At 49.0% G+C, this 20,302-nt stretch carries 19 protein-coding genes; 9 read left to right on the top strand and 10 right to left on the bottom strand.

Features of this window, described 5'->3' with window-relative positions; all coding sequences use genetic code 11:
• Positions 1–233: 233 nt before the first annotated feature.
• The 3 genes from P1P89_16525 to P1P89_16515 all read left to right on the top strand — a co-directional run bounded on the left by P1P89_16525 (position 234) and on the right by P1P89_16515 (position 2,134).
• Positions 234–854, top strand: coding sequence for an OmpA family protein (locus P1P89_16525; GenBank protein MDF1593121.1), 621 nt, complete (start codon positions 234–236; stop codon positions 852–854).
• A 54-nt stretch (positions 855–908) separates the two neighbouring features.
• Positions 909–1,079, top strand: a complete 171-nt coding sequence (locus tag P1P89_16520) for a hypothetical protein (GenBank protein ID MDF1593120.1) — start codon at positions 909–911, stop codon at positions 1,077–1,079.
• Positions 1,080–1,246: 167 nt separating this feature from the next.
• Complete coding sequence (locus tag P1P89_16515) at positions 1,247–2,134, top strand: glycerophosphodiester phosphodiesterase family protein (protein MDF1593119.1); 888 nt, start codon at positions 1,247–1,249, stop codon at positions 2,132–2,134.
• Positions 2,135–2,174: 40 nt separating this feature from the next.
• Here P1P89_16515 and P1P89_16510 read toward each other — a convergent pair whose 3' ends face one another.
• The gene (locus P1P89_16510) at positions 2,175–2,888 is read right to left on the bottom strand and encodes a DUF3047 domain-containing protein (GenBank protein MDF1593118.1); all 714 of its coding nucleotides are present in this window, start codon (positions 2,886–2,888) and stop codon (positions 2,175–2,177) included.
• Positions 2,889–3,131: 243 nt separating this feature from the next.
• On the opposite strand from P1P89_16510, the gene P1P89_16505 reads away from it, so the two are divergent.
• The gene (locus tag P1P89_16505) at positions 3,132–6,002 is read left to right on the top strand and encodes a DEAD/DEAH box helicase (protein ID MDF1593117.1); all 2,871 of its coding nucleotides are present in this window, start codon (positions 3,132–3,134) and stop codon (positions 6,000–6,002) included.
• 29 nt (positions 6,003–6,031) lie between these two features.
• Here the strand turns inward: P1P89_16505 and leuB are convergent, their stop codons facing one another.
• The 5 genes from leuB to P1P89_16480 all read right to left on the bottom strand — a co-directional run bounded on the left by leuB (position 6,032) and on the right by P1P89_16480 (position 11,785).
• Positions 6,032–7,111 carry a 3-isopropylmalate dehydrogenase gene (leuB, locus tag P1P89_16500; protein ID MDF1593116.1) on the bottom strand — a complete coding sequence of 360 codons (1,080 nt, stop codon included), beginning with the start codon at positions 7,109–7,111 and terminating at the stop codon, positions 6,032–6,034.
• Positions 7,112–7,238: 127 nt separating this feature from the next.
• A complete protein-coding gene (locus P1P89_16495) occupies positions 7,239–7,865 on the bottom strand; it encodes a DUF502 domain-containing protein (GenBank protein ID MDF1593115.1) in 627 nt (208 codons plus the stop codon).
• A 104-nt stretch (positions 7,866–7,969) separates the two neighbouring features.
• A complete protein-coding gene (locus P1P89_16490) occupies positions 7,970–9,373 on the bottom strand; it encodes an amidophosphoribosyltransferase (GenBank protein MDF1593114.1) in 1,404 nt (467 codons plus the stop codon).
• Positions 9,374–9,543: 170 nt separating this feature from the next.
• Positions 9,544–10,386, bottom strand: a complete 843-nt coding sequence (locus tag P1P89_16485; GenBank protein ID MDF1593113.1) for an HAD family hydrolase — start codon at positions 10,384–10,386, stop codon at positions 9,544–9,546.
• Complete coding sequence (locus tag P1P89_16480; protein MDF1593112.1) at positions 10,376–11,785, bottom strand: hypothetical protein; 1,410 nt, start codon at positions 11,783–11,785, stop codon at positions 10,376–10,378. The genes P1P89_16485 and P1P89_16480 overlap by 11 nt, the downstream gene beginning before the upstream one ends.
• Positions 11,786–12,062: 277 nt before the next feature.
• On the opposite strand from P1P89_16480, the gene modF reads away from it, so the two are divergent.
• The 3 genes from modF to P1P89_16465 all read left to right on the top strand — a co-directional run bounded on the left by modF (position 12,063) and on the right by P1P89_16465 (position 15,096).
• A complete protein-coding gene (gene modF, locus P1P89_16475; GenBank protein ID MDF1593111.1) occupies positions 12,063–13,568 on the top strand; it encodes a molybdate ABC transporter ATP-binding protein ModF in 1,506 nt (501 codons plus the stop codon).
• A gap of 202 nt (positions 13,569–13,770) precedes the next feature.
• A complete protein-coding gene (locus P1P89_16470) occupies positions 13,771–14,322 on the top strand; it encodes a DsbA family protein (GenBank protein ID MDF1593110.1) in 552 nt (183 codons plus the stop codon).
• Positions 14,323–14,613: 291 nt separating this feature from the next.
• Positions 14,614–15,096: a cytochrome c3 family protein gene (locus P1P89_16465; GenBank protein ID MDF1593109.1), complete on the top strand. Its 483-nt coding sequence runs from the start codon at positions 14,614–14,616 to the stop codon at positions 15,094–15,096.
• 6 nt (positions 15,097–15,102) lie between these two features.
• On the opposite strand, the gene queC is transcribed toward P1P89_16465, so the two are convergent.
• Both queC and P1P89_16455 read right to left on the bottom strand, forming a co-directional pair.
• Positions 15,103–15,798, bottom strand: coding sequence for a 7-cyano-7-deazaguanine synthase QueC (queC, locus tag P1P89_16460; GenBank protein MDF1593108.1), 696 nt, complete (start codon positions 15,796–15,798; stop codon positions 15,103–15,105).
• A gap of 25 nt (positions 15,799–15,823) precedes the next feature.
• Positions 15,824–16,468, bottom strand: a complete 645-nt coding sequence (locus P1P89_16455) for a radical SAM protein (protein ID MDF1593107.1) — start codon at positions 16,466–16,468, stop codon at positions 15,824–15,826.
• A gap of 596 nt (positions 16,469–17,064) precedes the next feature.
• Here P1P89_16455 and P1P89_16450 point away from each other — a divergent pair.
• Positions 17,065–17,592, top strand: a complete 528-nt coding sequence (locus P1P89_16450) for a DUF2937 family protein (GenBank protein ID MDF1593106.1) — start codon at positions 17,065–17,067, stop codon at positions 17,590–17,592.
• 63 nt (positions 17,593–17,655) lie between these two features.
• Entirely contained in the window at positions 17,656–18,195 is a 540-nt protein-coding gene (locus P1P89_16445; GenBank protein MDF1593105.1) for a YitT family protein, read from the top strand.
• 133 nt (positions 18,196–18,328) lie between these two features.
• Here P1P89_16445 and P1P89_16440 read toward each other — a convergent pair whose 3' ends face one another.
• Both P1P89_16440 and P1P89_16435 read right to left on the bottom strand, forming a co-directional pair.
• Positions 18,329–18,910 (bottom strand): NF038143 family protein, encoded by a 582-nt coding sequence (locus P1P89_16440; protein ID MDF1593104.1) that lies wholly within the window; start codon positions 18,908–18,910, stop codon positions 18,329–18,331.
• Positions 18,911–19,042: 132 nt separating this feature from the next.
• Positions 19,043–20,092 carry a FecR family protein gene (locus P1P89_16435; GenBank protein ID MDF1593103.1) on the bottom strand — a complete coding sequence of 350 codons (1,050 nt, stop codon included), beginning with the start codon at positions 20,090–20,092 and terminating at the stop codon, positions 19,043–19,045.
• Positions 20,093–20,302 lie beyond the last annotated feature (210 nt).

Below are 20,302 nucleotides of genomic sequence, written 5' to 3'. Positions count from 1 at the left end.
ATTCACGATTTAGCCGCTAACCCAGACGCAATAACGATAAGGCTTTTCACAAATCCAACCGTCATTTGCACACATAGGCATTTATTATATCAAATATTATTAAAACATGCTGAAAATATTGTTAAATTTATAGTAATTTTATTTCAGGCATAATTATTGCTGAATTAGATAAGCAGAATGGGTTTTGTTGTATGGACTATTTCTGTGGCACTTAACAGTCGGAGGGAGGAGAGATGAAAATAAAAATATTCATCGGCATTATGATGATGGTCTTTGTTATGGGGATATTAATTACAGTTTCCTGCACCAAGAAAACGGTTATGTCTGAACCGTCCGTCAGTAAAAGCGAAAAAACCACAACGGCGGTTGAAGCGACACAAACAGTGGAAGCCAATCAGAAGGAAGTTAAAGATAGCGGAAGTTCGTCAGCGGAATCGCAAATCCCTGAAGAAAAACGTATTAAAGCCGAGCAGCGTCACCAACCAGAAGACACCCGGCGCCATGAAAAGGCCGGAAAGAGAACTTTTTTAAATGAACTGGTCCTGTTTGACTTTGACAGTTCGATTTTAACGGCCGTCGCACAAAACCGCTTAAAGCGAAAAGCACAATGGCTCACCGATAATCCGGATGTTTCATTCATTATCCAAGGACATTGCGATGAACGGGGAACAGGATCGTATAATCTTGCGCTGGGAGAAAGACGCGTCCAGGCTGCCAAAGCCTTTCTAATGGACCTGGGAATTTCAGCTGGACGGTTTTCGACTGTCAGTTATGGCGAAGAGCGTTCTTTTGCCGCCGGTCATAACGAAGGTGCTTGGCGTTTGAACCGGCGCGCCCATTTTGTGATTGAATAGTCATAATATGTTAGTGAAGTTCAGAATAATAGACGGCAACTTAAGAGGTGCGACATGATTAAAAAATTGATTGTATTGTTCGCGGCGGTCTTTGCCTTTAGCGTGGTGGCCGATTATCTCGGCATTATTCATATTGCGGTCGACCAAGATAAGCCCAAGGTATTGGAAATCAGAGATGAATATGTATTAAAGTCCTCAAAAAATTTAGATCCAAACTCATTTTAATATTCCCAAGACAGTTTTTTTAGGACCTGTGTTTTTGATAATGCTGAATCCTCGGGGCAGGGTCACGCCTGTCCCGATTTTTTTATAAAATCGCGTTGAAGGATATTTTGACAATAAATCGCAATTTTGTTACAGAAAACATATTTGAATTATTAAGGATTAAAACCATGTCTCTGCCTTTGGACGGTACGTATGATCTACAGGGGCACCGCGGCGCCCGCGGTAAACGGCCTGAAAATACGATCCCTGCCTTTCAATTCTGCCTTGAAAACCACATGACCACGATCGAACTGGACACCAACCTGACAAAGGATCATCAGCTGATCGTGTATCACGATACGGTGCTAAACTGTAAGCTCTGCCGGCATGAAAATGGAAAACCGGCAACACCCGTACCGATCAAGGATTTGACGGTGACGGAATTAAAACAGCTTGATTGCGGGGTTTCCCCCAATGAAGACTTTCCTGAACAAATCCCGGTTAAAGGCACACGCTTGATCACCCTTGCGGAGTTCTTTGACTTTGTTCGGAAATCCGAAAAGGATCAAGTCCGTCTAAACCCGGTTCGTTTTAATATTGAAACCAAATTCAGGCATGATTACACTCCGTCAGATGTAAGCGTGATGGCAGGGTTGATGGTCAAAACCATTGCCGATGCAGCTATGACGCAACGGTCCACCGTCCAATCGTTTGTTCTTGAAGTCCTGCCCCAGGTCAAGAGGCTCAATGAACACATACAGACTTCGGCGCTTTTTGAGCCGGGACCCGTCCGGGCGTTTCTGTTAAAATCGGGCTTTTTGTGGGGCCGGGAGGAAATAATCCAAAAAGCCCTATCGGTGGATGCGGATATTATTTCCCCCCATTTTCTCTATATTGATCGAAAATTTATTCAGCGCTGTCACAGTTTCGGCAAAAAGGTTCTTCCCTGGGTTGTGAATCAGGAAAAGATGATGGAAGATTTTTTTGAATGGGGGGTTGACGGCATTATTTCGGATTATCCCGACCGGCTTTACCGCGTTTATTCAAGATGGTCGGAAGATCGAAATCGAAAATAGAATTTCTCCCGATCTTTTCGGTCAACGCTACGATTTTGGTTCACTTTACTGATTTTTTAAAAATAATATCGCCGTAATAAGCGGTCGTTGATTCACCGGTGTTGTCTGAGTCGCTCATAATGGCAACACCGGAGATCATCGGCGGCTCTTGCCCAAAAGCCGATTTGTAATCTTCATAGACGTTTCTCTCTTCCTGAATCCATTGATGTAACAGGGAATCACCGCTTTCCACCACAATCATTTTAACCCGATCCGTGTATGGGTTTGGCACAACGCTCCCTTTGGGCGTTTTGCTTTCCCAGATATAGGTGATGGCGCCGCCGGGGGGATATTCCCCATAAAGCAGGCGGGCGGTTTCATACTTGAGTTTTTCAAACAGGTCCATGCTTGCGGGATCAGATTCGAAGGTGATATACAAACGGGCGGGATAGTCGTCTCCCGCCTTAGTAGTGACATCTCCCTTTTGGTAAATGTTCAATACCTTCCAGCGCCATTCAATCAGCGGATATGCTCTTGGGTCGATCCGTATCTTGCGGATAAGTCCGGACGATGACGCCTCACTGTTCGCTTTGACTACCTTTTGGCCGGCTTCCATCACCAGGGTGTAGCGGGTGTGCCGGGGAATCTTTTTAAAAATAAGCGGTTCCCATCCATCCGGCAGTGCGACGCCATCGGGGGTGCTTGAGAACATGCCGACGCCGAGAACAGCGTCCGGCGGTAGATCCGAAAGGATTGGATCGGGGAGCAGAACCATGGACAGGAGGCCCCCAACGATGACGAATATTTTTGTAATCTTTTTTGGTTTTAAAATGTTTTTCCGCAGAACCTGTTGTTGAAATTCGGCGCATGAATCGATGACTGAATATAATCGAATTTAAAAAAAATGGAAAGACGCTTTGGCTGCTTGCGACGGTCGCGAAATTCATGTATTTTGACTTTATAAGGTGCCATTATTTTGCTGAATGATGCAATGATATGAATCGATGGATTTGACCGTATGGAAAATAACAACATTATAGATGAATATGTCCGGTCTCTAAAGAAATCCGACCGGCTGGGGGCGCAGGTGGTTTACCACCATGTCCTGCCGGAGACGCCGGCGTTCTGGTCGGATCTGGAAAGGCCCCTGTCCAATGAATTACAGGACATTATGCAGAAGTCCGGCATTCAGCGGTTGTACCGGCACCAGGCCGCCGGCATCGACCAGGTGCGTTCCGGACGGCATACGGTTGTGGCCACGCCCACCGCCAGCGGCAAAACCCTGGTTTACAATCTGCCGCTGTTTGAGAAGGTGCTGGCGGATGCCGCTGCCCGGGCGTTCTATATCTTTCCGTTAAAAGCCCTTGCCCAGGATCAGCTGCGCGCTTTTGAAATGATGGCGTCATTCTGCAAAACGATAAAGCCTACAGCCCGAATCTATGATGGGGACACATCCGCCTGGCATCGCAAACGTATCCGTACATCACCGCCGAATGTGGTAATGACCAATCCGGAAATGCTGCACCTGGCAATCCTGGCGCACCACCCCCAGTGGGCTGCATTTTTATCCGGCCTGAAACTGGTCGTGGTCGATGAGGTGCATACCTACCGGGGTGTCATGGGCTCCCACATGGCCCAGGTATTCAGAAGGTTTCAACGGGTGTGCAGGTATTACGGTTCTCTTCCGACATTTATTTTCAGTTCCGCCACCATCGGCAATCCGGAACAACTGGCTACCCAGCTGACAGGACTTCCGGTCAGAACCGTAACCCAAAGCGGTGCGCCCCAGGGAAGGCGTCATGTCGTTTTCATTGATCCATATGAGGGTCCGGCCCAGACCGCCATTTTACTGCTGAAAGCAGCGCTTCACCGCGGTCTGCGAACGATTGTCTACACGCAGTCGCGCAAGCTGACCGAGCTGATCGCAATCTGGGCGCAAAACCGATCCGGAGCGTTTGCCGACCGCATCAGCGCGTACCGGGCCGGATTTCTTCCCGAAGAAAGACGCGCCATCGAAGCCAGGTTGTCCAGCGGCGAACTCCTGGCGGTGATATCCACCAGCGCGCTGGAGCTGGGCATTGACATCGGCGACCTGGACCTGTGTATTCTGGTCGGCTATCCCGGAACCGTTATTGCCACCTGGCAGCGAGGCGGCAGGGTGGGGCGCAGCGGGCAGGAATCCGCACTGGTGATGATCGCCGGTGAAGACGCCCTTGATCAGTATTTTATGCGAAACCCCCACGATTTTTTTGAACGGCAGCCGGAATCAGCAGTGGTCAATCCTTATAACCCTGAAATTCTGATGAAACATCTCACCTGCGCCGCAGCGGAACTGACCCTTCGGCTGGATGACCCCTACCTATCGGAAAAACCCGTTGAAAAAGCGCTCCTCAAGCTGGAAGCCGGCGGCGACCTGCTGCGCAGCGGCGACGGCAACGCATTTTATTCAAGCCGCAAGAGACCCCACCGCACCATCGATTTGCGGGGGGCGGGTTCACAGTTCCGCATCGAAAAAACGGGCAGCGGTGAAAGCACGGGGGAAATCGACGGATTCAGGGCTTTCAAGGAAACGCATCCGGGGGCCGTGTACCTGCACAGGGGTGAAACCTATCTGGTGGATCAACTCGATCTGGGCACCGCCACCGTAAAAGTGACCCGCACCCAGGTAAATTACTATACCCGCGCACGGGGATTTAAGGATACGGAAATCATTGATATATACGACCAGAAGGGAGCAGCGGGCACACGCGTTTTTGCAGGACGCTTAAAGGTGACCGACCAGGTAACCGGATATGAAAAATGGGCCATCCATACCAAAAGACGGCAAAACATCATTCCACTGGACCTGCCGCCGCTCGTTTTTGAAACCGACGGTTTGTGGTTTGTGGTGCCGCCTGAAATCCAGCAATCGGCTGAGTCCCGCCAGATGCATTTTATGGGCGGCATACATGCCATTGAACATGCCGCCATCAGCATATTTCCCTTATTGGTAATGGCGGACAGAAATGATCTGGGCGGCATTTCCACCCCCTTTCATCCCCAGACCGCACAGGCCGCTATTTTCATTTATGACGGCGTTCCCGGCGGCGCCGGGTTAAGCCGCCAGGCATATGAACGGGCTGAAGACCTGTTGGCTTATACCCACAAGGCGATTGCAAGCTGCCCCTGTGAATCCGGATGTCCCTCCTGTGTGCATTCCCCCAAATGCGGCTCCGGCAACCGGCCCATTGACAAAGGGGCCGCCCTGTTTCTGCTGGAACAGATAAGGGCAGCGGCCCAAATGCCGCCGCCGGCGACCCGGCAGATTCAGTCAGCCCCTAGGACGCGACCGGCGCCGCTTGAAACCCCTATAACGAAGGGACGTTACGGGGTGCTCGATATTGAAACCCAGCATTCGTTTCAGGAGGTGGGCGGCTGGCATCGGGCGGATCTGATGCAGGTCAGCTGTGCTGTTTTGTACGATTCCGGGGATGATCGTTTTTACGAGTTCTTAGAACACCAGGTTCCCGATCTGATCAGACATCTGGAACGTCTGGATGTGGTGGTCGGTTTCAATATAAAGCGTTTTGACTATCAAGTCCTGGGCAGATACACATCCCTTGATTTCGGCAAAATCCCCACACTGGATATTCTGGACGAAATCCATAAACATCTCGGCTACCGATTGTCGCTGGATCACCTGGCGCGGACGACCTTGGGGGTCCAGAAAAGCGCCGACGGGCTGATGGCCCTGCAGTGGTGGAAAGAAGGAAGAATAAGGGAAATCGTCGCTTATTGCAAAAACGATGTCGCCATCACCCGGGACCTGTTTCTATTTGGAAAAGAGAACGGCTACCTGCTTTTTCAAAACAAGGCCGGCCATACCGTCAGGGTACCTGTGAAGTGGTAGAGACCTTTGTAAAATACCCCCTCCTGAATCTATTTTAAAATTCGGGAAACAATCGCATCCCCCATGGTTTTCGTGTCAACCGCTTTATCTTTCTCGATTGCAATGTCAGGGGTGTAGATGCCGTCCGCCAGAACGGCGTTCACCGCCGTTTCAATGCTGTCGGCGGCATCGGTATAATCAAAGCTGTGCCGCAGCATCATGGCGGCGGATAGAATCTGGGCGAGGGGATTGGCAATTCCCTTTCCGGCGATGTCCGGTGCCGAGCCGCCGGCCGGTTCGTATAGGCCGAATTTCTTTTCATTCAAACTTGCCGACGCCAGCAGCCCCATGGAGCCGGTGAGCATGGCGCACTGATCGGAGATTATGTCGCCGAACATGTTGCCGCATAACAGGACATCGAAGCGATGGGGATTTCGCATCAGCTGCATGGTGGCGTTGTCGACATAAATATGATCTAGCGCTACATCCGTAAATTCTTTTGAAATTCCGCGGACCACTTCCCGCCAAAAGACCATGGTCGTCAGGACGTTGGCTTTATCCACCGAGGTGACTTTTTTCCTGCGCTTGCGGGCGGCGGCAAAAGCCATCCGTGCGATTCTTTCAATCTCCGCACGGGTGTACACCATGGTGTCAAAGGCCTTTTCAGAAGGACCGGAGCCTTCTCTGCCTTTGGGCTGGCCGAAATAAATATCCCCCGTGAGCTCCCGGACGCACAGAATGTCGAATCCGTCGCCGACAATATCGGCCCGCAGGGGGCTGGAGGCTTTCAGGGATGGAAAAATTCTGGCCGGTCTGAGATTGCAAAACAGTTCAAAGTGCTTTCGCAGCGGCAGCAGGGCCGCACGCTCCGGCTGATGTTCGGGGGCAAGGTTCTCCCATTTGGGTCCTCCCACAGAGCCGAATAAAATGGCATCGCTGGCTTCGCACAGATTTAAGGTTTGTGCGGGCAAGGCCGTACCGTGATTGTCGATGGCGCAGCCGCCGACATCGGCAAATTTAAATTCCATTTCATGGGAAAATTTCCGGTTGACGGCTTCAAGGACTTTCAGTGCTTCCTGCATGACTTCCGGGCCAATTCCGTCACCGGGTAAAACGGCAACTTTTTTCATAATGAACCCCTCTTATTCGTTTGTGGATACGGCGACAACCGTCGGTGATGAAACAAGCCGATACTTTTTCATGAATTGAAAAAACCTTCAAGGACTAATTGGGGCAGCATTGCAATATAGGAACCCATCAGCTTTTTTTGGTTGTATTAAAGTGTTTTCCATTTTCAGCGCGGCTATCGACGATGCCGGCGGTCAAGACAAATCGCATGGCCTCATCAAGGGACATATCAAGGGGTTCCACTGCGGATTTGGGCACCAGGACGGTATATCCGCCGATCTGATAACTCATGGGCAGGTAAACCGCGATCCGTTCCGCTATACCGGCCGTTTCGGAAAAGGGCGGCAATTCACTCCGGGTGGTAAAACCGATTAATTTCATATCGGTATCCCCAAGGGTGATCATGACCACTTGCTGCTGGGCGGCATTCTGATCCCGGGCAATATAACCGATGAGGTCGCGAATTGAACTGTAAATGGTTTTGAAAAGCGGCACCCGGATAAAGAGTTTTTCCGCCCAAGAAAATAACTTTTGAATCAACAGGGCTTGCATCAGCGTGCCCATCACAAAAATCAGAAGAATACCGGCAAGCATGCCCAGACCGGGCAGATACCAGTGTGCCGGCAGGAACCAGCGGAATATTCTCCCCAAAAAGGATTCGGCCGAATAGACAAACCAGTATAGCAGATAAAGTGTCAGGGTTATGGGTAGAATGGCTGCCAGACCGGTCAGAAAATTTTTGCTGAATGATTTCATGATGTGTGTTCTCTCTCCCGCCGACCTGTTTGGGCCTAAACGGAAAAATGCTAAAATACTGAATTATTGTTAAAATACCCCTGTTGCAGGAATAACGTTCTTTTTCAAAAATGACTGGATCCGTTCCAGCAGTGCAGACATATTTTTTCTTTGGGCAGCCCGATGGCGGTGACCAAATCTTCCAACTTTTGAAATTCCAGAGAAGAGAGCTTTAACCGTTCCCGTATGCACCCCACCATGTCCCGATTCCTTTTTGTGCCGGCCGTGGCATATTCCGCCAGATACTGTTCGCCGTTGTCTTCAATTTCATCAATCGCCTTGCGCCCGGCCAAATCCGATGTGGATCGGGACGTGGAAAAATTGAGAAACTCACAAGGATAGATCAAAGTAGGGCAGGCCGGCCGCATATGAACTTCCACAGCCCCGTAGTCGTATAATATCTGGACGGTATCCTGCAACTGGGTCCCCCGGACAATGGAATCTTCACAAAAGAGAATCTTTTTACCTTCGATCAGCGCTCGAATCGGTATCAGCTTCATTTTGGCGACAAGATTTCGAATCTGTTGATTCTGGGGCATAAAGCTGCGCGGCCAGGTGGGTGTATATTTAACAAACGGTCGCATGTAGGGAATTTGTTTTTCCATGGCATATCCCAGGGCGTGACCGATTCCCGAATCCGGAATGCCGGCTACGAAATCAATGCCGGTTTTATCATGTTTGGCAAGGGAGCGACCGCAACGGTATCGGACGGATTCGACATTGATACCCTCATAGCTTGAGGCCGGGTAGCCGTAATAAACCCATAGAAAAGCGCAGATCTGCATTTTGTCGCCGGGTTTTTGCCGCTGTTCATATCCATCCTGGGTCATCAAGATGATTTCACCGGGACCCAGAAAATATTCGGTTTCATAACCCAGATTGGGGAAGGCACAGGTTTCCGAACTGGCTGCGTAGGCGCCGTCTTTTTTTCCGAGGATGATCGGCGTCCGGCCAAGTTTGTCCCTGGCGGCATAAATCCCTTTTTCCGTCAGCAGGAGCATCGAGCACGATCCTTTAATGGATTCCTGGGCGTAGCGGATACCGGCTTCGAAGGAATCCTGCTCGCTGATCAGCATGGCCACCAGCTCGCTGGGGTTGGTTTCGCCGCCGCTCATTTCAGAAAAATGCATGTTGGCCTTAAAGGCTTTTTGGGCAAGCTCCATGATATTGTTGATTTTGCCGACGGTTACAATGGCAAAGGTGCCCAGCTGAGAGCCGATGATCAACGGCTGGGAATCGTAATCGCTGATGACGCCGATGCCTTTGTTGCCATGGAGTTTCGGAAGATCCGCTTCAAACTTGGAGCGAAAATAATCATTTTCGATATTGTGTATGGAGCGTTCGTAACCTCGGTCGTTTTTGACGGCCATGCCACCCCGTTTGGTGCCTATATGAGAATGGTAATCGGTTCCATAAAACAGGTCCTGCACACAGTCGGATTTAGAAATTGTACCAAACAAACCACCCATAGATGCGCTCCTTCGTGATTTTCAAAATGAATTATACAGCCGGGTTATTATACGCGTCATGTCCATCTGCCTTATCAGATAATCGCTAAAAGCGGAAACACTCTTTTAGGCAATGAGATATTTTTTGGAGACCGAACCGTTTTCCGGCACCGCCCGGTTTGTTATAATAATCATATATATTCAAATAGTTGATTTAGATCTGTCAGCACAATGTCCGGCGATAGGTTTTGGCAGCGGGGATCGTCCTTTCGGAGTCGCAGCGAGCGTATATCGCCGGCAAAAAGGGCTGTTTTAAATCCCGCGCGTTTGGCCGGTAAAATATCATTCAGCATATCATTTCCCATGAACAGCACCGCCCGGGTTTGAATATTCATTTTGTTAAGGGCGTCGGCAGCTTTTTGGAACAGCTCCGGAGATGGTTTGGCAACCCCCATCTGATACGACAAGAATATCAGATGGGGATGGAAACCCAGATCTTCCGGCGCAGCGTCCAATAGCCATTTAAACAGGTAAGGTGTATAGAACTGCGCGTTGGAAATCAATCCCATCCGGATTTTTTTCGATCGACAGGTTTGGAGCAATTCTTCCAAATGGGGCATGGGATAAACGGGGTTGACGGTTAATTCATATTCCACGGCAAATTTTCGCGCAAATTCTCTCCCGGGGTTGTTGAGGACCTGCATCCAGATGCGGTCGATTTCAACTTCGGGGAACAAGATCCCTTGTTCTTTTTTAAACCGATGGGTTGCTGCGATGGCTTGGTCTAAAGCGTTCATCAGGGTTTGGGGATCTGATTCAACCCGATACTTTTGAATGAGATCTTCTATTTTGCCTGTCGGTTGCTCTTTGTTTTGGGAAAGGCTGATGTCTCCCGAAGCGCTGATGAGCAAGGTTCCGTAAATATCAAACAAGACGCAATCAATGCCGGTCAATGGTTTGCCGCTTTTTCTCAGCGAGGTCGGAATCGGTTTCAGGGGTTTCAGATAGCGGGATGCAGTACGTTTATTCAACATAGTCTCCCCAGGTCAACAGACTGAAGGACGCCGGGTCAAAAAACTGGGACAGCAGGATGCCCTTGTCGACCCGGTGCTTTACCGGGGTCTGGATGACGCAGCGATAGGTTTTTAAGAGGGTTTCCCGGTATAGACTTTCATTATAGGCGTTCATGACGGCGCTCTGATTGTGTGCGATAAGGCCGGTGTTGTCCGAAAGCCCATCGGTTGACGACAGCCAGGGATTACATTCAATCAGGCGGTTTTTATCTGCGGAACTACTGAGAATGCGGCTGAGAATGATCTTCTGAAATCGTTCATCAAGGATTCCAAAATCAACCATTCCGTCGACGATGGATTTCTGGACAGCCTGAAAGCCCTGGGCCGGATCGATTTTATAGTTATAACGGCCGCAGTTTGCGGCAATACATGCGAGCCGCCGACTGATAAAGTCGTCTTTGCCGATCCATTCCAACGGCACATCCATGCGGGAATACAGGTGCGACAGGAGAATCCCGTTCTCTTCAAAATCCTTGCATATTTCAGGGAGTTTTCGGCCCAGCAGGTATTTACCGGCAGACCAGGGTTCTAGAAATGAAAAACCGAATCCTTCCATCACGCTTGTGGTGATCACCAGTTTGGCTGAATTGACCAATTCTCTAAAATCAGCGTCCATCCCCGCATCAAAACGGACCCGGAGGTTTTCTTGTCGGACGTATGCCTTCCATCCCTCATAGCTTCGGATATCCATCGGGCTGTTGGGAGGGAGCGTGACGGCAAGTAAATCCTTTTCACGGAAAAACACTGACAAGAGGATCGCTTCACCGATATTTTTCCTGCGCAGGGCCCGGACCGGGTATAATACCAGTTCCCCTCCTAAAGGTTTTACCGGTTGTGCGCCCCAAGGCCGTATCATATTAAAAAGCTTGTGCAATCCTTTCTTTTTCAGCCCTGATTTTAACAAAACCCGGTAGTCGCGCGAATTAATCACACCGTAATGGCAGTCGCGGGGATATTCATCATGGAAATAGACGGACGGGCGTCCGTCTTCGGCAAAATCATGGATTTGTATAAAGAGCTTAAAATGTCGCTGCTGCAGCACGTCAAGTATGTTTAACAGATTTTTATTTTTGGCCAGGGTTGCATTGTGAATGTGGATGAGATCACAACCGTCTTTCCATTTCCGGTGAATGGCCCCAATGACGGATTCGGCAACCATTTCAGACTCATGCCTGTCTGAAGGGGCGGTACTATAGCCAAGGCCGTCGACAACAGCGGTATCTACCGTCAGGGGAGTTTCCGGAGGTGTTCCAGCAATCACAAGAACATCGGCATCCTTGCGGATGGCATTCGCCTGCTGCTTTAATACAGTCGTTACGCCGCCTGTTTTCAGGTGAAAATGGATATATACTACTTTCATTCTAATGGATGTGGTTTCATTTGCAATATTATTATACGAAGCAATTTGAGATGGTAAAATCGATAAACCTAATTTTATGGTTAAAGTATAAAATCATTCCGCAAAGGCGCTTGCAACGGCATTGATGTGAAACACGATGGGTTGTTGATGCAGCCATGGTGATAAAATGTCGTTCATTATCATAGCAACTTTCCTGTGTTGTCAAGGGGTTTGTTCATGCCTATAATTTTCTTCAAGACTTGACAGAGATGCCAAATTCATTTATCTGACGAAACCTATGGAAAGATCAGACAGTTTTCAACAGCCGTTTATAACGCTCAAGAACGTGACCCTGCGCATCCAAGACCGCTTAATCCTCCAGGATACCGATTGGGAAATACTGATGCGCCAGCACTGGGCTGTTTTAGGTCCAAACGGCGCCGGCAAATCCTCTTTGGTAAAGGCGCTGACAGGGGAGCTGCCGGTTGTCAAAGGGAACATTATCCGGCATTATTACCCACAGCCGCAACACGCCATCGGATGTGTATCGTTTGAACTCGAACAGCGATTGATTGCCCATGAGGAAAAACAGGACGATGCCCGGTATTTCTCCGGTAATATCAATACCTTTAGCAGCGCCCACCAGGTCCTGTGTTCGGATAAGGAAGTTCCGGATCAATGGGACGCGAATTTCGACAAAATAGTCGACTTGTTGCGGATCCGGCCCTTGCTGAACCGGAGCATCCGGTATTTATCCACCGGTGAAATGCGTAAAATCCTGATAGCCCGCGCACTGATGCGCTCCCCGCGGCTTCTCATTCTGGATGAGCCCTTTGACGGGCTTGATTTGGAGGCCAAAGCACAGTTTGCCGATATCATCAACAGCCTGATGACCACCGAAATGCAGCTGGTTCTGGTCACACACCGCTTTGAAGAAATTGTACCCAACATTTCACAGGTGCTTTGCGTAAAGAATGGCGCGGTTTTTTTAAAAGGCCCCCGGGAAAAAGTGCTGACAGATAGGCATCTGGACGAACTGTTCGACCGGAAGCCGTCGATTCATTTCAGGCTTCCGGAAAAGGAAAGCACTCCCAAGCCATCGGCTGAAAAGCCCCCCGCGGCCCTGATAACGATGAAAAAGACGACCGTCAGGTATGGTGACCTGTTGGTCTTGGACCGCCTGGACTGGACCATGAACGAAGGGGAAAACTGGGCGATTCTGGGACCCAACGGCTCCGGCAAATCAACGTTGCTGAATTTGATCCTGGGCGACAACCTGCAGTCATACGCAAATGAAATCTATCTGTTCGGCAGCCGCAAGGGGTCGGGGGAAACCGTATGGGACATCAAAAAGAAAATCGGGATTGTTTCATCCGGACTCCAGATTCATTATCGCAAACGAATTAAGGTATATGACGTGGTCCTGTCCGGTTTTTTCGATTCCATCGGTCTCTACCGCCACGCCGCGCTGGAGCAGTATGCAGCTGCACGGCGCTGGCTTGAAATTTTGGGGATTCCGGATAAGGCGGAACAGCGATTTGATAAACTTTCATATGGTGAGCGCCGCATGGTTTTGGTGGCGCGCGCCATGGTAAAGTCTCCAGCCATCCTGATTCTGGATGAGCCCTGCCAGGGACTTGACACCGCCAATCGTCAGATGGTACTTGAATTAGTGGACTATGTCGGGCGGGAAACCCACACCAATCTTCTGTATGTAACGCATCATGAAGATGAAATACCCGCATGTATTTCTCACCTGCTGCGTCTTGACAAACACGGCCGGACGGAATCGGATCTCGGTTGAGGAGATTTCCTGTATCCAGGCGGTCCGGGGGCGAAACTGCTATAAATCGTTTTATGGCGGCTGCCAATTTCACCAATTTCACGTTCCGCTTCAGCCGACTGAAACAGAACCATTGGGTGACAGATAAAGGGGAACAAAACATATGGATGAAGTAAATGTTTTAGAAGTGTTTTCAGATTATGTCTGACCCTGGTGCTATTTCATTACCGGGCGTATTGAAAAGTTAAAAAATAAATTTCTTATCGAAATCCGCTGGACAGCATTTCCGTTGCATCCGGAAACCCCTGCAGACGGTTTGCTCTTGACGGATCTTTTTGCCGGCCGTTCAGTGGATATCCACCAGATGATGACCCGCCTCAAACAGGTTGCCGGGGAAGAAGGCTTGCCCCTGGGAGATCGAACAAAGACCTATAACAGCCGTTTGGCCCAGGAACTGGGAAAATGGGCGGAGGAAAAGGGCAAAGGAGAAGCATATCATCAGGCTGTTTTTCACGCCTATTTTGCAGACGGTCGGAATATCGGTGACATTTCCACCCTGTTGGATCTGGTCAAGGGGGTCGGCCTGCCCCTGGTGGAAGCAACAGAAGTTCTCCAAAACAGAACGTTTCAACACGCCGTTGACAGGGATTGGGCCCGGTCAAAGGCCATGGGCGTGACGGCGGTGCCGACTTTTTTCTTCGGGGGTCAGTCTCTGGTGGGCGCTCAGCCATACCTTGCCTTAGAGCGGCTTGTCGGTTCCAGCATTGTCCGCTGAACCGCAAGAGTGATCGCTCTTATACCCCCGAAGCTTGAACTCGACTGACTCAACCGCATTGTTGCGCATTCAGCGGGCGAAGTTAAACCTGAGTCCTTAGGGCTGAATATTACCCGTACCGTTTTGTCGGTACAGTAAATCATCGGCCCGATTCATGGGGACATGCCGCCGTGTTTTTTTCCGGAATTTCCGGTGCGGTTTTGGCATAATAATCATTGAAATTTTTATAAGGACGTATTATAGAATTTTCAAAATTTTTGATTTTTGCAAAGGGGGATGAGGATGTCTATAATGCGTAGGGTGATCTTGGGGTTGTCAGTAGGGGTTGTCTTTTGTGTAATGGCGCTGGTTGCAACGGCACAGGATGCTAAGGAAAAAGAAGGATATTTAAGCGTCCCCATCGGTATCATTGATTTAAAGCCGCTCAAAGCGGTTGATGCGACAAAAAATCCGGTTGAATTTCCCCATTCCAGACATTTTATATATAACTGTAACGAGTGCCACCATACCTGGGATATGGGCGCCCAACTGCAAACATGCACCACTTCAGAATGCCATGATCTGGTTAAAGCGCCCCAAAAAGAAAGCGCTGCTGCCGCAGTCGCAGAAATCAGATATTTCAAAAAAGCCTATCACCAGAAATGCATCGGGTGCCACCAGGAAATCAAGAGACAAAACACGGCAAAGGAAAAAAGTCTGCGGCTAAGCGACAAAAAACTGAACTTGCAGAAAACCGGGCCGACCGGCTGTGTTGAATGCCATCCCAAAGATTAATGTTTTTTACGCCCGTTTGCGGTATTTAACCGGATCCTTGATTCCGGCCGCCTTAAAGCCTTTTAACCGCAGAATGCAACTGTCACATTGCCCGCAGGAGATCCCTCTCGGGGAAGGGTCGTAGCAGCTGTGGGTGATGCTGTAATCCACTCCCAGTGCGACCCCTTTTTTAATAATCCGGGCCTTGCTCAAATACAGGAGGGGGGCCTGGATTTTTATTTGAACCCGGTTTTCGACGGCCGCTTTGGTTGCAAGGTTAGCAAGGCGCTCAAACACTTCGATATATTCCGGTCGGCAGTCCGGATACCCGCTGTAGTCAACCGCATTGACGCCGATAACGATGTCTGAAGCTCCGGAAACTTCCGCCCAGGCAAGGGCATGGGACAAAAAAATCGTATTTCGGGCCGGCACATATGTAACCGGGATCTCTTTTTGCATGTCAGTGATTTTTCGGGATTTGGGGACATCGATCCGGTCCGTCAGGGCTGAACCGCCGATTTTTCTTAAATCGAGTTTGATGACCAGGTGGGTTCTGGCCTCCAGGGCTTTTGCAACTCTGGCGGCTGCTTTCAACTCAAAACGGTGCCGCTGGCCGTAGTCGAAGCTCAAGCTGTATATTTCAAAGCCTTCTTTTTTTACCATTGCCATGGCAGTGGTGGAATCAAGGCCGCCGCTTGAGAGAACCACCGCTTTTTTTTTCATTTTCATGTGATAAATGCTCCTCCTGCTAGACCCCACGATGGGAATTCGGCCAGAGAATCTTATGGAGCTGGAGATGAAGCCGGACACCCAGATGATCCTGCAGTATCCATTCCGCCAGGGTTTGAGCCGTTATCTTTTCGTGAACGGGTGAAAAGAGGATATGGCTTTGGGGTAATCCGTCCGGGATCAATTTTACGATATCTTTGGCGAAGATGTAATCTTCACGGTTCCCGATCACAAATTTCACCTGATCGGTCCGGCGGAGATGTTTTAGGTTGTCCAGTCTGTTTTGTCGATTTTCACCGCTGCCCGGGCATTTGATGTCGAGTATTTTTATACAGCGGTGATCCAGCCGGCGGATATCATAACTTCCGTTTGTTTCCAGCAGTACGGTATAACTTTCAGCAATCAGTCTTTTGACCAAAAGAGGGGTTTCCTGCTGGTGAAGCGGTTCGCCGCCGGTGATTTCTACGAGCCCGCAGCTATAACCGGCAAGCCGGTCCAGTATCTCAGGGATTTCCAGGGTTGTTCCTTCTTTATAGGCGTATCGGGTATCGCAGTAGGTGCATCTCAGATTACAGCCGGTCAGGCGTATAAAAACACAGGGAAGCCCCGCATATAAGGATTCTCCCTGGATACTGTAAAATATCTCATTAACGATAAGCGCCATACATTCTTTCCCCATAGAAAAATCTGGTTCTTAGGCCAGATCAGAACTAACCGGCCGTGCCTTAGAATTTTGTTTTAAAAATACAAATTCAAAGCGCCAAATTACAAAAAAATCTCAAATCCCAATGTCCAATGACCTAAACTTTTTAGGACGAAACATTATGGGATCGAATATTGACTCAGCCGGATACTTTTGGAAAGTCAATATAACCGGTTTGGAAAGGTTTCACAAGCCGATTCAATGCGGCTTTAAATTACGGTTTGGTCAACCATGTTCGGAAATAGATTCGGAAATAGCATTTGAATAGACGGCGCAGTTTGTGTTAGGATATTTAATGTTCGGGGATACATCCGCTTGGGGCGGATACAAAATTATACCTGTTTGTTGAGACAGGTTATAGTGGATGAAGCTCCCCGCAGCCCCGATAAGCCGGGATCTTCGACAAGCTGCGGGGTATCAAAGCGAAATTGCGCCGTAGCTTTAACCCGCCTACGCTCAGGTGAGCTTCGGCGCGGTTCACCTCGCCTTTCATCCCTGTTGCAAGCAGCAGGGTATTCAGGCGAAGGCGAATAACCGATAACCCGCGGCAGGTGTGTATGAAGCTGATTAAAGAGTACACGAGGTTGATCACATTTGCAGTTGGAATTCTCATCGGCGTTCAGGTCCCCAATTTTATTGACCAGTATGCCAAGCGGATCAGCGCGCATTATATCGAAGCCAAAGTGAATTTCAGCGGCTATCAACAGACCGCTGATAAACATTTTGGGGGAAATGTCGAAGCGTTGCTGGCGCATTATGTCTCAAGCACGGATACCGTTTTTAAAGATGATGCCAAAAATATCAAACAGATATATAAACGGCAGCAGGGATTTTTTGCCGAATTAAAGGCGTTGGACAGATCGCTTTTTAGGAAAATATTTCATGTGATATTTTATGCCGATAATGACGTTCTACAAGAAACCATCACAGAGTTTTCTTACACGGTTCCGTTAAACCACGAGGCAATCGTATGCGGTTTGCTCCTGGGATTAATCCTCTCCCTGATATTTGAACTGGTTGCATTCACCACTAGAAAACTCTATTTTGCAGCGTTTGGCAACAGAACCGGTCTGATGGTTCGCTGAAAGAGGTCCATTCGCGAAACCCTTTACTTGCTGCACCAGGCAAACCGAATTGTTGGAATTATCATGTTAGATCAAAAAAACGATCGTTCGATTCTAAAGATATGTTGGAATATTTTTCTTGTTTTTGTCGGCAGCGTTCTCTGCGCTGCAGCCATCAAGAGCGTTCTGATCCCGAAACAGTTTTTGGCAGGGGGTGCAACGGGTTTGGCGCTGTTGTTTCATTATTTTGTGCCGTCATTGCCGGTGGGTTTGATTTATTTTTTTTTGAATATCCCCCTGTTTGCGTTCGGCTGGATGTTTGTCGGCCGCCGATTCCTCATTTACAGTCTTGCAGGCGTATGTATTTTTTCGGGGGTCATGTTCTGGCCTTTTCCGGTTTTTCCGGTTAATGACATGATTCTCAGCGCATTGACGGCGGGCATCATCATCGGCGTGGGGTCCGGTATTATTTTGCGCTCATTGGGACCTGCGGGCGGTCTGGATATCTTGTCGGTGATTTTATATAAACGATTCTCGATCCGTCCCGGCAACACGGTTTTATGCTTTAATGGCCTGTTGTTACTTTCAGCTTCTGTCCGCATTCCCCTGGAAATGATACTCTAAGCCTTTGTCGTTGTGACGGAAACACTCGAGGTGATGGGCAAGCGCATCGGCAACCAGCCCCACTGGTAAATCAAAAATGTAACTCCTCAAACCATTATAAACCCTAAGATTGCAGCAACGGGCAACTGTTTAGTCAGGGGAAAACCGTCTCAGCATGATAGCGGCGAATTTTTTCGCTGTTGGTCTCCATTGCGCTGATAATTTCGTCGATCCTTTCCACGGATTCCGTCAGGTGAGGTTTTAACACCGCATTAAGCGCTCTTTCCGTCTGGTTCAATTGATTGACGAACAACAGGTAGTTGGTGCGGGTTTTATAGAAGGATCGGACCAATGATTCCATCGTATCCCCTTCAGATCGCATTAAATCGGTGTAGTGTGATACGAGAAGTTCCAGCATCTTAAGATTGGGCCTGTGAACAGCTTCCGTTAATGTCGACAGCATTGCCAGGCCGTCGATATCCGGGGTTCTCCCGGTTTGAATTACGTCGAGCGCTTCATCCATAGCCCGCTCTCTAAGGATCATATAGTTTTCGGCAAAGGCACTCCGGCCGCTATTGAATTTTTGAATGCGATGGAAGTAATGGACAAAGATGATGGGAATCAGAATCATCCAGACGCTCAATTTGGGTTTTTCCAACACCCTGAGGGCCAGGTAGTCGGCAAAGTTTTTTTCATGCGCTAAAATAATTTGATGCTTTTGATCCACAGTGCTCATGCCGTCTCCGTTCAGTTGATAATCGGACCCCCCAAATCATCTTCAGTTGTTATTCACTCCAAATCCGAGCCTGACCGACCATTACCATGATCTTAATAAAATTTGTTGATAAATTTTATTAAAACAATCAGGTTAATGTCGTAGCGAGATGTTCATAAAAATATCATCAGTGGTGTGCAGTATTTTATCGGGTCCGGCGGATATGATCATTGCACACCCCGCACCTGTCTTTTCATAAAAATATTCAGTTCCCCACGGATCTATGTAGTCCCCGTCTTCCAATTCAACAGATTTTAAAGATTTCGGAACGTCATTTTGCCACCTGAGCGGCGCAAAATATCGAATGGCGCGTAAAAACACCTTCATTTCATATCGGGTAATTTCAGCTACGCCTTTGTGGAAAAGCGGTGAATTCATGGCTAAGTCACGGATATCCTCCCAGCGCTCGGATAAAGAAAGTTTGATCTGCAGATTCTGGGCTGCTTGAAGCTCTTCCCGGAGGTCCGGGGTTAAATCCGCCAATACGGGAACTTTCCGGGAGGGACTGATGTGGAGATGCTGTCCTTTGGAAACAGGAAATTCCATCTGAGGAATGGAACCGGATTCAACGGCAACAAGGCCTTCCAGCACGCTGACATTCGTTATGTTGCCCTCTTTAAGGTAATCAACCGAAAAGGAGGTTCCCCGTACATGCGCCGTTGCGACGGGGGTGATCACGCGAAAGGTTTCTGCCTTCTGTCCATTGCCTTTGGCGCCATTCCCACTGATGCGGCACAAGATTTTTCCGTAATCCAGCGTCGCATCCACCCGTTTGGGTGTGGGGATAAGGTCAAGTCTTACCAGGGTGTTTCCATTGAGCCGCAAAGCAGCTTCTTTGCTTTTCATAATGTCCACGTAGGCAAAATCATCCACCTTGACGAGGGCGCCGCTGTTGATTTTGCTGCCACGCTGCAAAGGGATCCATTGGGATTTCTTTTGATATTGGGCAGGTGCGCCCCGATCTGCCGTGACCGGGTGACTGGTCTGATACTGGACAAATGCGCGGCCGGAGACATCGGTGACCCAATATATTTTTCCAGGCAAACTGTTTTCCATGTGGATCGAAACAATAAAAAATCCGGGTAAAATAACAAAAATGGTGACACCGATTACAGAGTAGATAAAACGTTTGAGTCCTCGCATCAGCCCCTTCCCTTGTTCGCGGAAAATGAAAGTCAACTTTTATACCTTGAACCGCTGCAGCGAGCCCATTCCCGTCCCGCCAAGGCGGAACTGCAGGGTTCTTCAATTTTGCATAAAAATTGAAGAGAAGCTTATTTATTCGCCTTCGCCTGAATACCCTGCTGCTTGCAGCAGGGATGAAAGGCGAGGTGAACCGCGCCGAAGCTCAAC

It is taken from the genome of Desulfobacterales bacterium (assembly GCA_029211065.1).
In the GTDB taxonomy this organism is placed as follows: domain Bacteria; phylum Desulfobacterota; class Desulfobacteria; order Desulfobacterales; family JARGFK01; genus JARGFK01.
The sequence above is the reverse complement of the archived record's forward strand: the minus strand, read 5'-3'. Positions and strand labels throughout refer to the sequence as shown.

What these genes read in the sequence shown, in the direction of transcription:
- P1P89_16480 (MDF1593112.1), bottom strand. Translation starts at nt 11,785, where the DNA reads ATGAAAGTAGTATATATCCATTTTCACCTGAAAACAGGCGGCGTAACG.
- P1P89_16520 (MDF1593120.1), top strand. Translation starts at nt 909, where the DNA reads ATGATTAAAAAATTGATTGTATTGTTCGCGGCGGTCTTTGCCTTTAGC.
- P1P89_16465 (MDF1593109.1), top strand. Translation starts at nt 14,614, where the DNA reads ATGCGTAGGGTGATCTTGGGGTTGTCAGTAGGGGTTGTCTTTTGTGTA.
- modF (MDF1593111.1), top strand. Translation starts at nt 12,063, where the DNA reads ATGGAAAGATCAGACAGTTTTCAACAGCCGTTTATAACGCTCAAGAAC.
- P1P89_16445 (MDF1593105.1), top strand. Translation starts at nt 17,656, where the DNA reads ATGTTAGATCAAAAAAACGATCGTTCGATTCTAAAGATATGTTGGAAT.
- P1P89_16495 (MDF1593115.1), bottom strand. Translation starts at nt 7,865, where the DNA reads ATGAAATCATTCAGCAAAAATTTTCTGACCGGTCTGGCAGCCATTCTA.
- queC (MDF1593108.1), bottom strand. Translation starts at nt 15,798, where the DNA reads ATGAAAAAAAAAGCGGTGGTTCTCTCAAGCGGCGGCCTTGATTCCACC.
- P1P89_16435 (MDF1593103.1), bottom strand. Translation starts at nt 20,092, where the DNA reads ATGCGAGGACTCAAACGTTTTATCTACTCTGTAATCGGTGTCACCATT.
- P1P89_16485 (MDF1593113.1), bottom strand. Translation starts at nt 10,386, where the DNA reads ATGTTGAATAAACGTACTGCATCCCGCTATCTGAAACCCCTGAAACCG.
- P1P89_16515 (MDF1593119.1), top strand. Translation starts at nt 1,247, where the DNA reads ATGTCTCTGCCTTTGGACGGTACGTATGATCTACAGGGGCACCGCGGC.
- P1P89_16505 (MDF1593117.1), top strand. Translation starts at nt 3,132, where the DNA reads ATGGAAAATAACAACATTATAGATGAATATGTCCGGTCTCTAAAGAAA.
- P1P89_16455 (MDF1593107.1), bottom strand. Translation starts at nt 16,468, where the DNA reads ATGGCGCTTATCGTTAATGAGATATTTTACAGTATCCAGGGAGAATCC.
- P1P89_16525 (MDF1593121.1), top strand. Translation starts at nt 234, where the DNA reads ATGAAAATAAAAATATTCATCGGCATTATGATGATGGTCTTTGTTATG.
- P1P89_16450 (MDF1593106.1), top strand. Translation starts at nt 17,065, where the DNA reads ATGAAGCTGATTAAAGAGTACACGAGGTTGATCACATTTGCAGTTGGA.
- leuB (MDF1593116.1), bottom strand. Translation starts at nt 7,111, where the DNA reads ATGAAAAAAGTTGCCGTTTTACCCGGTGACGGAATTGGCCCGGAAGTC.
- P1P89_16440 (MDF1593104.1), bottom strand. Translation starts at nt 18,910, where the DNA reads ATGAGCACTGTGGATCAAAAGCATCAAATTATTTTAGCGCATGAAAAA.
- P1P89_16490 (MDF1593114.1), bottom strand. Translation starts at nt 9,373, where the DNA reads ATGGGTGGTTTGTTTGGTACAATTTCTAAATCCGACTGTGTGCAGGAC.
- P1P89_16510 (MDF1593118.1), bottom strand. Translation starts at nt 2,888, where the DNA reads ATGGTTCTGCTCCCCGATCCAATCCTTTCGGATCTACCGCCGGACGCT.